The 16,385-nt window shown below is 56.4% G+C and carries 3 protein-coding genes; all 3 read right to left on the bottom strand.

From position 1 onward, the window contains the following. Positions 1-5 precede the first annotated feature (5 nt). From B9N43_RS17460 to B9N43_RS17280, 3 genes are read right to left on the bottom strand one after another with little or no spacing between them, the layout of a single operon-like run. Positions 6-10,928, bottom strand: a complete 10,923-nt coding sequence (locus B9N43_RS17460; protein ID WP_145840404.1) for a calcium-binding protein — start codon at positions 10,926-10,928, stop codon at positions 6-8. A gap of 23 nt (positions 10,929-10,951) precedes the next feature. Then, complete coding sequence (locus B9N43_RS00550; protein WP_145840403.1) at positions 10,952-11,455, bottom strand: hypothetical protein; 504 nt, start codon at positions 11,453-11,455, stop codon at positions 10,952-10,954. Beyond that, positions 11,437-16,374, bottom strand: a complete 4,938-nt coding sequence (locus B9N43_RS17280) for a calcium-binding protein (protein ID WP_145840402.1) — start codon at positions 16,372-16,374, stop codon at positions 11,437-11,439. The genes B9N43_RS00550 and B9N43_RS17280 overlap by 19 nt, the downstream gene beginning before the upstream one ends. Positions 16,375-16,385 lie beyond the last annotated feature (11 nt).

Raw genomic sequence — 16,385 nt, 5'->3', positions numbered from 1 at the left:
TGGGATTACTGCCAGTTGGCAGCGAGGGTGGGTGCCAGGGTGTCGCGGTAGTTCTGCGGCAGGGTGGTCTGACCTGCAGCCGGGGGACTGAAGGCAGCCATGGCTTGGACGAGGTTCTCTACTTGGGTATCGAGCAGGAACTTGCCATCGTTGGTCTGGAATTTCTCGATATGGTAGGCAGAACCTGAATACCAATTCAGGATCGTCATCTTGTCCGAACTGCCAATGACACTGACTTCCAGATCGTTGCCGACATGACGGAACCAGATTTGATCAATGGCAATATCCGACGCGAACTTTGCCAAATCGGTGTTGCCGACAGTCGCATCGTTCTCTGAAACAATATCCGCGCCATAGCCTCGACCAAACAGGTAGATATCATTTCCGATACCACCAACCAGCGTGTCGGAACCCGCCCCGCCGTCCAGGGTGTCATTACCGGCAGCGCCGTTGAGCGTATTGGCACCGCTGTTCCCGATGAGGATGTTGTCCAGCGCATTGCCTGTTCCCGCCAGCCCGCGGGTTCCCGTCAGAGTCAAATTCTCGACATTTGCCCCCAAGGTATAAGCAATGCTCGATTGAACCGTATCCGTGCCCTCATTGGCATTCTCGGTCACGACATCCCCGGCTCTCTCGACGACGTACGTATCATCGCCAGTCCCGCCAATCAGGGTATCCGCGCCCGTACCACCGTCCAGAATATCGTTGCCTGCTCCACCGGTCAGCGTATTGGCGCCGCTGTTCCCAATGAGAATGTTGTCCAACGCATTACCTGTGCCAGCCAGTCCGCTCGCCCCGGTCAGGGTCAGATTCTCGACATTCGAGCCCAAGGTATAGGCAACACTTGACTGCACCGTGTCCGTACCTTCATCAACCTCCTCAGTGACCACATCGCCCACGTTGTCCACCACATAGAGGTCATCGCCCAGACCGCCAATCAGGGTGTCGGCCCCCGTACCACCGTTCAGGGTGTTCGCGCCACTGTTGCCGATCAGTGTGTTGGCCAGGGTATTGCCTGTGCCATTGATTGAAAATTCACCCGTCAGAATCAAGTTCTCAACGTTGCGGTCCAACGTGTAGGTAATGCTCGACCTCACCGTATCGATACCCTCATTCGACGATTCGGTGACAACATCGCCCGCATCATCAACCACGTATGTGTCATCGCCCGCATCGCCAACCATCGTGTCGGCACCAGAGCCACCATCCAGGTAATTCGCTGCATTATTGCCAGTGAGCTTGTTATCCAATGCGTTCCCGGAACCATTGATCGCCGAGGATCCCAGCAGGGTTAGATTCTCGACATTATCGGGCAGCACAAAGCTGATGCTCGACTGCACCGTATCCGTACCCTCGTTCTCGTTCTCGGTAACAACGTCGCCCACATCGTCAACAACATAAGTGTCGTTCCCTGCTCCACCAGCCATGGCATCGGCACCAGAAGCGCCATTGAGCGTATTGGCCCCGCTGTTCCCAATGAGAATGTTGTCCAGCGCATTGCCCGTCCCCGCCAGACCGCGAGTTCCAGTCAGAGTCAAATTCTCAATATTTGCACTCAAGGTATAGGCAATGCTCGATTGAACCGTATCCGTGCCTTCATTGGCATTCTCGGTCACCACATCGCCGGCGCTGTTAATCACGTAGGTGTCGTCCCCCAGACCGCCTATCAAGGTATCCGTGCCCCCGCCACCATTCAGGGTGTCGTTACCGGCGCCTCCCGTCAATGTGTTGGCGCCGCTGTTTCCAGTCAGAATATTGTCCAGCTCATTACCTACTCCGGTGAGTTTGGCCGACCCTGTCAGGGTTAAATTCTCAACATTCGAACCCAGCGTATAGCTGACGCTCGCTTCCACTGTGTCAGTACCTTCACTTGCGCTCTCGATGACCACATCGCCCACGTTGTCCACCACATAGAGGTCATCGCCCAGACCGCCAATCAGGGTGTCGGCCCTCGTACCACCATTCAGCGTGTTGGCGGCGCTGTTTCCAATCAGTGTGTTGGCCAGCGTATTGCCCTTGCCGTCAATCGCCGTGGCACCCGTCAAAATCAAGTTCTCAACATTGCTGCCCAACGTGTAGGTAATGCTCGACCTCACCGTATCGACACCCGCATTCGACGATTCGGTGACAACATCGCCCGCATCGTCAACCACATACGTGTCATCGCCCGTACCGCCAACCATCGTATCAGCGCCAGAGCCGCCATCCAGGATGTCGTTGCCGCCCGCGCCTGTTAACGTGTTTGCGGAATTGTTGCCAGTCAAAAGATTGTCAGAGGCGTTTCCTGTGCCACTGATCGCGGCAATCCCCGTCAAGGTCAGGTTCTCGACATTCGTACCCAATGTATAGGTAATGCTTGACCGGACCGTATCGATACCTTCATTCGGGTTCTCAGTGACGACGTCGTTACCACTGTCGACGACATAAGTGTCATCACCCAACCCGCCGATCATGGTGTCGCCTCCCGTACCACCATCGAGGAAGTCGTTGCCATCAAGGCCAGAGAGTTGATCATGACCTCCCAAGCCACTAATGACGTCATCACCGGCAGTACCCACCAGCGTGTTGCCCAGATCGTCACCCGTAAGAAGACGAGCGACAAGATCGATTTTTGTCCAAACGGTGCCATCGCCAAATCGAATCTGCTCAATCTTGTGAGCATCATCGATAAACCAACCTGACAGGATCAGCCGATCAGCTCCGCCGTTCAAGGCGAGCAACAAATTATTCTGATCCTGGGTCACAACAACGTCCGATGGACTCACTCCATCAGAAAAACGGACCGTATCAATGCCACCCGATGCATCTATATCATTAACCGTATCGGTCCCTGATCCAGGCCCGAAGAGATAGACATCACTTCCCCAGCCCCCTTCCAAAGCGTCATCACCGCTGCCGCCATCCAGGGTGTCGTCACCTAATCCACCATTCAGATAATCGTTACCATCATCGCCTTTGAGGTAATCATTTCCATCCAATCCGTACAGTTGGTCCGCGCCACCTCGTCCACTAATCGTGTCGTCCTCACCGGTTCCAATGATCGTATTGTCTTGATCATCACTGGTATATAAAGCATCGACCAGATCTTGCTCATTCCATATCGTGCCATCGCTGAATTGAACTTGCTCGACTTTGAACTCAGGTCCTCGGAACCAACCCAATAATGTCAAACGATCGGTACCATTGTTCAAGCTCAGGTACAAATCTTCGGTGCTTCTGGTGACACGAACATCGAACGGAGAAACGCCGGCTGCCATCCTGACGGTATCCACATTCCCTGCGGTAGCGTCGTACTCATAGACCTCATCCTGGCCATAGCCAGAACCGAAGCAATAAATATCGTCCCCTGAACCACCGTTCAACCTGTCATCGCCGCTGCCTCCATCCAGGGTATCGTTGCCCCCGTATCCATAGACCCAATCCCGGCCGGCATGGGAACTCAACGTGTCATCTTTTGAACTGCCATAGAGCGATTCATCGGCGTCCGTTCCCTCCGTTCTGGCAAGCGCCTTGACAGCAGCTAAATCCCACACTGCTCCATTTGCAAATTTGATTTCCTCAATGGACGCCAGCACAGCGGCTTCCATCCCTCCGCCATATCCCCCACCGTAATAAAGCGGACTTCCTGAAAAATATTGGGCAATATCGACACGCCCTTGGCCGTCAGCCAGTAGTAGAGTGAGGTTGTCTCGCCCATTAACGCCTGCCAAAACAGAAACCGATTCCGGTGTGATTCCGTTGCCAAACGTCAGTGAGTCCATGTCCTGCATCGATGGATCGTCCCCTTCCCATATCAAATCCCATCCATCCCCGGCATTGAATTGGTAGGTATCGTTCCCGTCTCCGCCCTCAAGCCTGTCATTACCCGCCAAACCCGCCAATACGTCATCCCCTGACGTGCCCATCAGATGATCGTCACCCGTGGTAGCGATGGACGTCAGCGCCTGAAGGTGTGCGATATCCCACTCCGTTCCATCCGAAAAGACAACTCTTTCTATCCTGGAATCATTGTTGGCAAACCAACCCGCAAGGGTCAAACGATCGTTGCCATGATCAAGGTCCAAATACAGATTCTGCTGATCGCGAGACACATGAACGTCCGCCGGGGTCGTCCCCGCTTCCATATGGACCGTATCAAGATTTCCGACAGTGCTGTCGCTGTCGGAAATATAGTCATGCCCAAAACCCAGGCCGAATATGTAGATATCGTTGCCCAGTCCTCCGTATAGATAATCATTGCCGGCGCCGCCCTTCAGGACATCGTTGCCGCCATTCCCCAAGATAAGGTCATCCCCGCCAGCTCCATCAAGGATGTCGCCGTCCTCTGTTCCAAATAGCACGTCACTCAATTCACTCCCGGAATTTGCCATAGCTCGCATTGTCGCCTGTGTCCATCGCGTGCCATCGGAAAACTCCACTTCTGTGTTGCCGAGTGTCACTCGGTCGGCGTAGTGGTTCAAACCAAGGTAGAGAATCCCATTGCCGTAGAACTTAACATGAACATCCGACGGCAGTACGCCTTCTGCCAAACGGACCTTATTGATAGCACCATACGTTGCAACAGCGTCAACAATGACGTCCTGACCCGAGCCCGGCCCAAACAGGTATGTGTCACTACCGCCCCCCCCTTCGAGATAATCATCACCAGAGCCACCATCCAGTACATCATTCCCTTCGCCGCCATAGAGTCGGTCGCTACCGACGCCACCTAGCAAAGTGTCATTGCCTCCCAGCCCGTATATTGCGTCGTTGCCACCCAAACCTTCCAACACATCATCGGCGGAAGTACCTGTAACAATGTTATTTCCTTGCCCGACGCCAGCCCGCAAAAGAAGCCGAGCCACATCCCAAACCGTGCCATCGCCAAATTCGATACGTTCAACCTTGTGGGAATCCGTGGACATCCATTCCGAAAGCGTCAGCTGGTCAGCCCCACCGTTCATACGCAGGTAAAGGTTGATCGAGTCCCGATCTACCGTCACTTGTTCGGGCAAGACCCCGTCGGTCATTCGTACCATATCCCCGCTTCCTGCCGTGTCTGACACAGAGTCCCAGCCGGAGCCTAATCCGAAAAGATAGGTATCGTTTCCCTCGCCACCATACAGAAAGTCATTTCCGGTGCCGCCGTCCAAAACGTCATCGCCGCCCTGGCCGTAAAGCACATCGTTCCCACTCAGTCCACTGATAGTATCGTTGGCTGCTGTTCCAACCAGCACATCGTCGCCGTTGGTGGCGCTAGGCATTCGAGCCAGGATATCGGGCTCTGTCCATTCGGTACCATCGGCAAAGACCAATCGCTCGACTTTAGTCGAACTGCTAAACCAGTTGGTCAATGTAAGTTGGTCGGTGCTGGTATGCAAGCTCAGGTACAGATTATTCAAATCCCGCTTGAATGCCACATCTGCTGGCAATACCCCTGCCGCCAGCCGAAGCGTATCCACGTTGCCGGGCGTAGTGTCGTAGTCGTAGATCGAATCTTGCCCGGCGCCTGATCCAAACAAGTAGATGTCATTGCCGACCTCCCCTTGCAACGAATCATTCCCGGCACCGCCATCCAGGATATCCTCCCCGCTACCACCATAGAGCCTATCGTTGCCCGCCCCACCACTGAGTGTGTCATTGCCTGCATTGCCATAAACCAGATCATCGCCAGCCAGCGCATCCACCACATCAGCACTGTCAAAACCGTAGATGACATCGCCAGCCTCGGTTCCCAGCAGCGACCTCGCCTTCACAGCGGCCAGATTCCAGGTCGTGCCATCGGCAAATTGAATCGACTCGATGCCGTAGGGATTGAAGGCACCGTCGTAGGCAAAGTAATTGTGGACCGTAATCTGATCCTGGGCGCCCGCAACCTTCAGGATCAGATTGATTCCCTGCCGGCTCACCACTACGTCGGTCGGTGATATCCCTGTCTTGAAGCGCAGAACATCCTGTTTCCCCTGCGTCGAGTCGTAGCTGGATATCGTGTCCTGCCCATCATCCCGACCGAACAGATAGATATCGTTGCCGGGGCCACCGTCCAGATTATCGGTTCCGCCACCGCCCACTAGTGAGTCATTACCGTCTTCGCCACTGAGGTGATCATTTCCCGTGCCACCACTGAGCGTGTCGTTCCCGGCTCCACCGAGAATTTGATCATTGCCGCCCAAGCCATCCAGCACGTCATCCGAAGCAAATCCATACAGGCTGTCGTCACCCTCCGTCGCCAACAGCGACTTGGCTTTTACCGCCGCATAGTCCCAGGCGGGCGATCCATCCTCGAACTGAATCGATTCGAGGCCGTAGGCATTGAAGGCCCCGTCGTTGGAGAAATAATTCTGGACCATGACCTGGTCCTGGGTGCCCGCAATCTTCAGGATCAAGTTGTTCGATTGCCGGCTCACCACCACGTCGGCCGGCGCGATTCCCGTCTTGAAGCGCAGGACATCCTGCTTGCCTTGCGTGATGTCGTAGTTGGATATCGTGTCCTGTCCATCGCCGCGCCCGAACAGATAAATATCGTTGCCGGCATCCCCACCGAGATAGTCATTCCCTACCCCACCGCTGAGCGTATCGTTTCCGCCTTGACCATACAGCGTGTCGTTCCCTCCACGACCCTCCAGCACGTCGTCCGAGCCAAACCCATACAGGGTGTCGTCGCTCCCCGTCGCCAGCAGCGACTTGGCTTTTACCGCCGCATAATCCCAGGCAGGTGATCCATCTTCGAATTGAATCGATTCAAGGCCGTAGGCATTGAAGGCCCCGTCGTTGGAGAAATAACTCTGGACCGTGATCTGGTCCTGGGTACCGGCAATCTTGAGAATCAGGTTGTCTGATTGCCGACTCACCACCACGTCGGCCGATGAGATTCCCGTCTTGAACCTCAAAACGTCCTGTTTGCTGGTGTTCCACTCGTAGCTCGAAATCGTGTCCTGTCCGTCGCCCCGACCGAACAGATAGGTGTCATTGCCGGTATCCCCACTAAGATAGTCATTCCCTATCCCACCGCTGAGCATATCGTTCCCTGCCCCGCCATAGATATGGTCATTTCCACCCAGGCCATCGAGTACGTCATCCGCTGGGGTCGCCTGAATATAGTCCGAGTAAGCGGTCGGTATATTAGACAAGGCTTGCATCGCTGCTGCATTCCATTCCGTACCATCGGCAAACCGCACCCGTTCAATTTGATACGAGTTTCCCGAAAACCAGTTTTGCAATGTCAGCCAGTCCGTACCATTGTTCAGCCTCAGATATAGATTGCTGACATCGCGGGTCGCGACCACATCGTCCGGCACAACTCCATCCAGCATCTGGATCGTATCGACATTGCCAAAAGTAGAGTCAAGATCGTTAATCACATCTTGACCGGAACCGAAGCCAAATCGGTAGATATCGTTACCAGCACCGCCGTACAGGATGTCATTTCCGGCCCCTCCATCGAGAACGTCATCGCCACCCAACCCTTCGATCACATCATTCCCACCCAATCCTGCAATCACCTCTGCCGAGCCGTATCCCCGAATCCGGTCATCCCCCTCGGTCCCGATAGGCGGCAGCAAGTCCCTGATAGCCGTAAAGTTCCAACTCGTTCCATCGGTAAACTCGATCACATCCAATCGGCTGAATGCGGTGCCATCATTGGTGAAATATCCTGCCACAGTGATTCGGTCGCCGCTGTCCTTGATCGTCAGGATCAAATCATCCGCATTGCGTTCCAGGGTCAGGTTGCCCGCGACAATACCGTCACCCAGCTTCAGTACATCGTGCTTGTTCGCTGTGACATCCTGACTCCAGATCGTGTCCTGCCCACCACCCCGGCCGAAGCGGTAGGTGTCGTTGCCCGCACCTCCGTCTAGCAGGTCGTTGCCGGCACCACCTTCCAGGGTATCGTTGCCGTCCTGGCCGTAGAGCCGATCGTCACCATCGTTACCGAGCAGATGGTCGTTGCCACCTGCACCCTGGATGACGTCATTACCGCCCAAGCCCGCGATAGTCTCATCCGTGCCATCCCCGGTCAGTTGGTCGTTACCCCACGTCGCCACCATGCCGCGCCAAGCCAGATTGGCGACATTGACAACGTCCTCGCCATAGCTCGCCAACGCTGCCTGGAACGACAGCGTGTCAAGTTCATTGAGCTTGTTGGTGTAGGTCAAATTAGTAATGAACGCCGACAGTTCTGCCTTGCCTTGTTCCCGATTCGCCGCGAGTTTTCTGGCAATCAGTGGTAGCACTCCACTCAGGTCGCCGGTCACCGCACCGGTCGTGGGGGCGATGTTGTAGGCGATGGCGTCGTAAAGTTCCTTAAACTGCGTTTGCTGCATGAGCTGGGCGGCGATGCCGCTGGCAAATTCGTCAAAGGCCTTGAGCAGGATAGCCGCCGCCGGGCCGTGAGGGTTGGGGTCTTTCTCTTGCCAGCACCAAGTACCTTCGTAGCCTTGGCCGAGTAGGGCTTCCATGGCGTAGAGCTTCCGGGCATCGCCGATGGGGTTGTTGTAAATCTTCGTCGTAGCACGGCTCAAGGGATCTTTGTCTTCAACGCCTGCCCAGGCATAGATGATCTGGGTGATGAGATTTTCTCTTGCCAATGGGTCGGCTTCGCTGGCGAATTGGCCGATCAGATCTTTAAGCCGATCGCTGCCTTCAGCTTCCTGCTTTGCCATGACCTGCCAGAGACTGCCGACGTTGCCCATGCCGGCGACGTTGGGCAGGGTGCGAATGTCCTCGGGAACGTCGAGGGGGTGGTCCTGCCGGGTGCTGGCGGGGTTGGTAAGGAACCAGACATCTTCGGCCTGACCGCTGCTGCCGGCGGTTTTGGTGTAGGTGCTTTGTTGGAGGTGCTGGTTACCGTGGGTGTCGGTGTTTGGGGTGCTGACGTAGGCGGTATTGAGGCTTCGGATGCCGGCGGCTTCGAGGGTCTTGAGTTCGCCAGCCTGGCTGATGCCGTCGCTGTTGGTGTCTTGCCAGAGTTTGATCTCTTGCCAGGCGGCATCCTGGAGATCGATCTTCTCATCGCGGTTGTCGTCGAGGTCGGCGAGGGCCAGAAAACCGTTGGCGGCAAGACTGCCATCCTTGAGGCGGGTCTGGTTGCCGAAGAGTTCGGCACCGGTGCTGATCTTGCCGTCCTGATTGAGGTCGCGCACCAGCAGGCCGTCGCCGGAGCTGACCCAGCCAGTGCGCTGGGCAAAGCCGTTGCCGTCGTAGTCGAAGTAAGCGCCTTCACCGATGCCCCGAGTGGCGATGCCGTTGCCGTCCAGGTCGAGGACAATGGGGGAAAGGGTGGCTTCGGCTTTGTCGAAGGGAGCTTTGAGGGGGGGATTGCCGGGGTCGTCGGGATCGCTTTCTTCTTTGAGTTCGAGACCGAGGTCGCCGGAGCTGAATTTTTCAATGACGAGGGGATCGTTGATCTGGAGGGTGGTGCCGGTCAGGATATAGGTGTTTCCCTGGTTATCGTGGTAGGCAGTTTCGCCTTTGTGGCGGGTGGCGAGGGTAAGTTGCTTTCCGTTGAGATAAACGGTGCCTTTGCCATCCGCGTCTCGGATGGTGTCGCCTTCTTCCGCGTAATACGTATCGGTGCTGTTCCCTGTTTTGGTGAGGCTGCTTTGCTGTCCATCCGCAGTATGGATGGCAGTTTTGATCGAGGTGGGATCGATACCGTTTTCGGCCTGGACGTTCAGCGTCGAGGTGGAAACGCCCGAGGGAAGGCTGATGTCGATCTGGGCATTTTCAACGTAGACGGTGACATCGATGGTGGCCGTCGTTCCGTCGGCGCTGATGTCGAGCAGAGTTTTATCTACGCGTTTCTGGGATACATCGGGATTGCTGAGACCTTGGTAGCGGGTTATTTCTTTCCTTACGCTTCCGTCGGCATTTGTCCAGGTGTGCTCGACCGTTTCGGTATCGCTCCCTGTGGGCGTGACCGTGATTTTGCTGCCGTCGTAGAGGGTAAATTCAGTGCCGGGTGCGGAAGCATTGTCCTGAAAATTAGTATTCGATAGACGAACATCGTTGTAGTTGAAACCGTCCTGATAACTGACATTCCACTGTGTGCCACTATAGTTGTCGTATTCCTCAGAGTGAATCTTGATCACGTTGACGAGATTTTCTGGGGTAACGGAATAATCGAATGCCCGATCTGCCGGAACGTCGCTAACCGTCAGGCCAGCATTCTGAAAGTAGCGGGTTGCCGCCTCCAGTGAGATTGCACCGATACCTTCGATATTGGGGTCATAGCCACCACCAATATCGCCGTGATTACCGTACATACCGACGGTGGTGACCCCAGGCTGGCTGTAATTCGAGAAACTGAAGAAATTGCGGTATTCGTTCAACGCCTTGACAACGACCACATTGCTCACGTTGGGCGCAAATGCCAGGTTTCCACTGACCCCTTCGGTCACAGGGTCGAAGATCACGCCGCCACAAATGCCAACCTGACCAGGCGGAACCAGCACCTTGCCGTTGTCGTTTGGGTCGATCACGCCACGCTCGTACACCAACTGGCTGAAAATGGCCGCCGAGGCTCCACCACGACTAAAGGAGGTGAGGGCAATTGATACGGGTTTTCCGGGGTTGGCTTTGACCCAATTGGAAGCTTCAACGGCAAACTGCGTATAAGCCAGATCCGCCGTATTTATGACCTGTTGAGTCACGGCAGAGGGCAACCAGGAGGAATGCCGCAAGGCAGCCGATGTACCAGGACCGGGGTAGTAGCGTGCCTTAAGGTTATTGCTCTGAGTGACCTGATTGAACAACTGCCACACATTGGTGCTCTGTTCACCCAGCAGTGCATTATCTTGATCGTTGTTCGTGCCGTCGAACGCAGCGAAGAACACAAACTGGTTGCTGGCCACGCTTTGCGCAGCACCGGTAATAGTCTGCATTACCTGCACGTTGTGATCGTAGATGCTCTGGACTTGCGTTGGGTTGAGGTCGATCTCTGTCGTCATGGTGTTTACTCCCCAGCAGGAATTCAGTTTTTTGGTGAATCGGGATAGATCGTCAGAATGTGGCGAAAGGACCACTTACTGGGACCATTAGGTGGTTCGTCCTTGGCACGTTTTTTGGGTGTGATGAGGTAGACATAGAGTTGTGGCCCACGAACCAAAAAATAGATTTCTGAGCCTCGAATATCTTTGGAAAGGCGATTACGCAAGTCGATGGTTTCTTCAAATACCTCACCCGTGGCCTTCAATCGCCATTTGACGTATAGGTCATCGCCTCTCCGTATTTCTCCAAAGATGCCCTTCCCTTGACTCACCCTACCGAGGCTTTGTCTCTCCGACTTGCCATAGTACGAAGTGCCATATCGGTAATCGAGTAATTCGGCCTCGGGGCTGTCGTCGATGAAATCAAAAGCGAAGCCGTGGCTGACCAGTTCCGGTGTGCTGGCGCAACCCGCCAGCACCATCACCGCGATGACAGCGATCAGCCAGCGTAGAAATTGATGTGGTCGTTTCATGCCGAAACCTTCCATTGCTTCTCATTCGCTGCATCGACCCAATCCTGGGAATACGTATTGCCATCACTCTCTTGCTGAACTATGACTTGCCAAAAGCTGCCACCGGTGCCCATGCCAATAATGTTGGGCAGGGTGCGTATTTCTTCAGGAATACCGATGTGGGAGGATTGCTGGATGCTAGTGGGGCTGTCGATCGAAGCCAAAGGGGTCAGAGACATTTCATCCTCGAACTGAATCGATTCGAGGCCGTAGGCATTGAAGGCCCCGTCGTTGGAGAAATAATTCTGGACCGTGATCTGGTCTTGGGTACCCGCAATCTTCAGGATCAGGTTGTCCGATTGCCGACTCACCACCACGTCGGCTGACGCAATTCCCGTCTTGAAGCGCAGGACATCCTGCTTGCCTTGCGTGGCGTCGTAGTTGGATATCGTGTCCTGGCCATCGCCGCGCCCGAACAGATAAATGTCATTGCCGGCATCTCCACTGAGATAGTCATTCCCCGCTCCGCCACTGAGCGTGTCGTTTCCGGCTCCACCGAAAATCTGGTCTTGGCCTTCACCACCCGACAGTACGTCATCGCCGGCCAATCCACTGATTCGATCATTTCCGCTGAGTCCGTCAAGAATGTCGTTCCCAGCCATGCCATCAATGACATCGTCCCCCGCCGTCGGCGTGTTTGCCATCGCGATGAGTTGAGCGGTATCCCAAACAGTGCCGTCGCCGAACACAACTTGCTCCACCCGGTAGGTGTCGCCCTGAAACCAATTGGAGATCGTCAGCCGATCCGCACCGCCATTGACGCTGAGATACAGATTGTAATAGTCACGAGAAACGGTAATGTCGGCAGGCAAGACGCCATCAGCGATTTGAACCGTATCGACATTGCCCGCCGTGGCATCGAAATCAACTATCCGGTCTTGCCCTGCGCCGGCTCCGAAGCGGTAGGTATCGTTGCCGCCTTCACCATAAAGGGTGTCATTGCCGGCGCCTCCATCGAGAATATCGTTTCCGTTCCCTCCATAAAGCTGGTCGTTGCCGCTGCCGCCGAGGATGAAGTCGTTACCCGCCAACCCCTTGATCTGGTCGTTGCCGCCAAGCCCATCGAGCGTATCGTCACCGGCGGTTCCCTCGAAATAGTCATTCCCTGCCGAAGGCGTATTCGCCGTGTTCTTCAACGTTGCCACATCCCAAACCGTGCCGTCGCCGAATACCACCTGTTCCACCCGATAGGCATCGCCGCGAAACCAGTTCGACAGGGTCAATTGATCCGAGCTACCGTTCAGACTGAGATACAGATTGGACGCATCACGCGTCACCGTCACATCCGTCGGCGCCACGCCATCGGCCATGCGCACCTTGTCCAAATTTCCAACCGTCGCGTCGTTCTCAATGACAACATCTTTCCCCGCCCCGGGGCCAAAGCGATAGACATCGTCGCCCACCCCGCCTTCCAGAGTGTCGTTGCCGCTCCCGCCGTCCAGGGTATCGTTGCCCGCCAATCCCTTGATCGTATCGTTGCCACCCAAGCCGTTGAGTACGTCGTTGCCGGCAGTGCCCTCGAAATAGTCGTTGCCCTCCGTGGGCGTATTGGCGAGCGCCTGAATCTGCACCGCATCCCAGACCGTGCCATTGGCAAAGACCACCTGCTCGACCCGATTGGCGCTGTTGGCGAACCAATTCGAAATCGTCAGCCGGTCATTGCCGCCGCTCAGCGTCAGATACAGGTGATTTGCATCACGCGAAACCTTGACATCCCCGGGTGACAGGTTGCCCGTGATGAGCACCTTGTCCACATTCCCCGCCGTGGTGTCGTAGTCATAAACGGTGTCCCGTCCGGAGCCCGAGCCAAAGACATACACATCGTTTCCTGCGCCCCCCGTCAGAGCGTCGTTTCCGTCCGACCCGGCCACAAACCAACCGCCGCCGGGCGTTACATAGCTACCTGCCGTTGCCGCGGCCATGACGCTGTTGCCGGTGAAGTCCAGCGCCGTTCCGTAGAGCCCGGCATAGGCCGATCCACTCACGCCCTGCTTGAGTGCCGCTGCATCCAGCGCCACCCCATCCGCCTTGAGTTGCGCCAACATCAGGGTGGCGAACAGGGCGTCGTCCTGATTGGTCACCGCATTGAGATGGGTCAGCAGCGAAGTCTGCAACTGCGCAGCATCCGTCACCACGAAGCGATCCTGGTTGAGGGAGTAATAGGCACCGGCAATCCAGTCCTTCGCCGTAGCCTGGATGGCGAAGCTCAGGGCTTCCCGTTGGACAAAACGCTGGTAATTCGCTTCGATGTAGGCCGTGTCCCAGGCCCGGCCGCCGGGATTGATGGCGCCAAAGTTCGCGGCCTCGATGGCCGCCTTCTGCACGCTCTGCCCCATCAGGGTTTCCAGTATCCAGACCTTGTCTTCGGTGGTCAGGGTGGTACGCGTGACACCCTTGGCGGCATGGGCTGCCGTCAGCCCGGTCCATTGGGCCAGGAAGCTGTCGAAGTGCTTGAGGATGCCGTCGCGGCCCTGGGCGATGAGATCGGTGGCCGCCTGCTTGAGTGCGGCGCTCTCCTGATAGGCGATGGGCAGGCTCTTGACATTGCCGTAGCCCCGCAGCCAGGGTAGATCGAAGATGTCACCCTCCAGGCTGGGCGGGAGGTCCAGGGGGCGGTTGGGGTTGGCGTTGGTGAGGGCGGAGTTGTAGGCGAACTCGATGTCGACAGCGAGGTGTTCTTCGCCGTTGCGGGTATAGCCGGCGGTGGCGACGATGGCGTTGCCGTTGGGGGTGCGTTGCGAAGCGGCGGCGGCAATGGCGTCCAGAGCGGTGATGCCCAGCTCGGCGAGGGTGTGCAGTTCGCCACTTTGGCTGATGCCGTCGCTGTTGCTGTCTTGCCAGACGCGCAATTCGCCGAAGAGGGGATCGGCGGTATCAATGATGCTATCCTGGTTGCTATCCACGAGTTCCCGGAGGCGGTCGAAGGCGGTGTGGGCGGGGTCGGTGCCGAAGAGTTCGTTGCGGTCGTCGATGACGCCGTTGCCGTTCATGTCCATGGCGACGAGCCCGTCATCGGGCGCGAGCCAGCCGGACTTTTCCGCAATGCCGTCGTTGGTGAGATCGAAGTAGACGTTGGAAGTGGCCAGTCCGATATCGTCGATGATCCCGTTGTTGTTCAGGTCCAGAGCCAGGGGGCTGCTGGAGACGCGCAGGGCGTTGTTGGGGTTGTAGCCGGGGGGCTTGGGGCTGCCCTTGGGGTCGTTGGGATTTTCTTCTTCGTCGAGGTAGATGCCGAGTTGGCCGTTGGCGAAGCCTTCGATGGTGAGCGGGTCGTTGATCGACAGCGTGGTGCCGCTGAGGGTGTAGGTGTTGCCGACGCTGTCCTGGTAAGTGGTTTCGCCGGGCTTGCGGGTGGCGAAAGTCAACTGTTTGCCGTGAAGGTAGATGGTGCCTTTGCCGTCACTGTCGCGGATGGTGTCGCCTTCGTCGGCGTAGTAGGTGTCGGAACCCGATCCGCCATCCAGGATGTCGCCGCCGGCGTTGTCGTCGCCGTGGAGAATGTCGGCGCCGGCGCCGCCGAGCAGGGTGTCTTGGCCGGCGCCGCCGGTCAAGGTATCGGCACCATTGTCGCCAAGCATGAAGGTGCCTTGGTTCTTGCTGTCGGTGGCAGTCATGCCAGTGGTGCCGACGGCGATACTCCAGTCGGGGAGATCGCTAATCTTTTGCCGGATTAGGCCGACGTCCGTACCCAGGAATGAGAGGTTGTCCAGATAGCTGGAGAAGAACTGGACATAGCCTTTGGCGGTGGTGATGTCGCCAGTGATTTCCGTGGTGTCGAATTGCAGGCCGCCCGTGATGGCGGTGAAGAGTTGCTGTTGCTGCTTGGGTGGCAGGCCGGAGTTTTCTGTGTAGTAGCGCTCCATGGCGAAGGCGACCAGGGCCTTGACGAGGTCACGGTAGCCTCCCGTGCCGCCATTGGCGGTGACCACCTTGTCCAGATCGGCGGTGAAACGATCCAGCATGGCATCGCCGCCGGGAGGAACGCCGGAGACTCCGCCGACTTCGTGGCGGATTAGGTGGTCGAGGAGGTTTCTTTCTCCTGTGTTGGGGTCAGTCTCGCGTTTGAAGAGACCACTATCGAAAATCATCCCCAACAGTTCCGGCAGTCGACTGGTCATCTCCCGGAAGGCATTGCTCTCAATGAAAGAGGTCAGCAAGGCCTGAGAATGAAGGTCAAACGGAGCGAAATAATCGCCGTGAGTCAGGGACAGTGGGCTCGTGCCGATAGTGCTCAACGGCAGCGCTCCCAGAAACTCTCCATCTACCCGGATATTGCTGACCAGGCTGGCATTGGGTATACCGCCATAGGTTTCGCGCAACGTCAGGAAATTGCTCAGGCTCCCTACCAGGGCATCGCGTGCGGCGATCTGTGCGGCATCGGTGAGACTCTTGTTGAGAAGGTATTGCTTGAGATCGGCCGCAACGTCTGGATGCAGAAGGCTGGATTCCGCCGATTTAGCGAAAGGCGCCTGATCGAAGGTGACGGCCTGCCGGTTGAAGAACACACCCATCAGGGCGGCAAGGCCGCCTCCCAGACTGTGACCGGTGAAAGTGATATCGGCATTAAGATTGGCTGCCCGGATGGCTAGGTAGTAGTCCGCAGCCTGTGTGAGTTGGTTAGAGCCAAAGCCTGTCGCCAAGCCAAAATTGGCAAACTGGTCAATGGTCAATAATCCGTCCGTGCCGGCATAGGAGATGACGATTTGATTTGGATTGTCGATATTCCTGAACGCAACTGCCTCGAAGCCGTCCGTTGTGGGGAATCCCGGATTCAGTGGATCAGGCGCATGGAAAAATTCTGTCCATCCCGATGAGATGGGAAACTGATTCACGGAAGCACGATTTGACTGGTAGGCCCGGCCCGCCATCAGAGCGTATTCGATATCGGTCGTCATGATTTATTTCC

This window comes from Denitratisoma sp. DHT3, from assembly GCF_007833355.1.
In the GTDB taxonomy this organism is placed as follows: domain Bacteria; phylum Pseudomonadota; class Gammaproteobacteria; order Burkholderiales; family Rhodocyclaceae; genus Denitratisoma.
The sequence above is the reverse complement of the archived record's forward strand: the minus strand, read 5'-3'. Positions and strand labels throughout refer to the sequence as shown.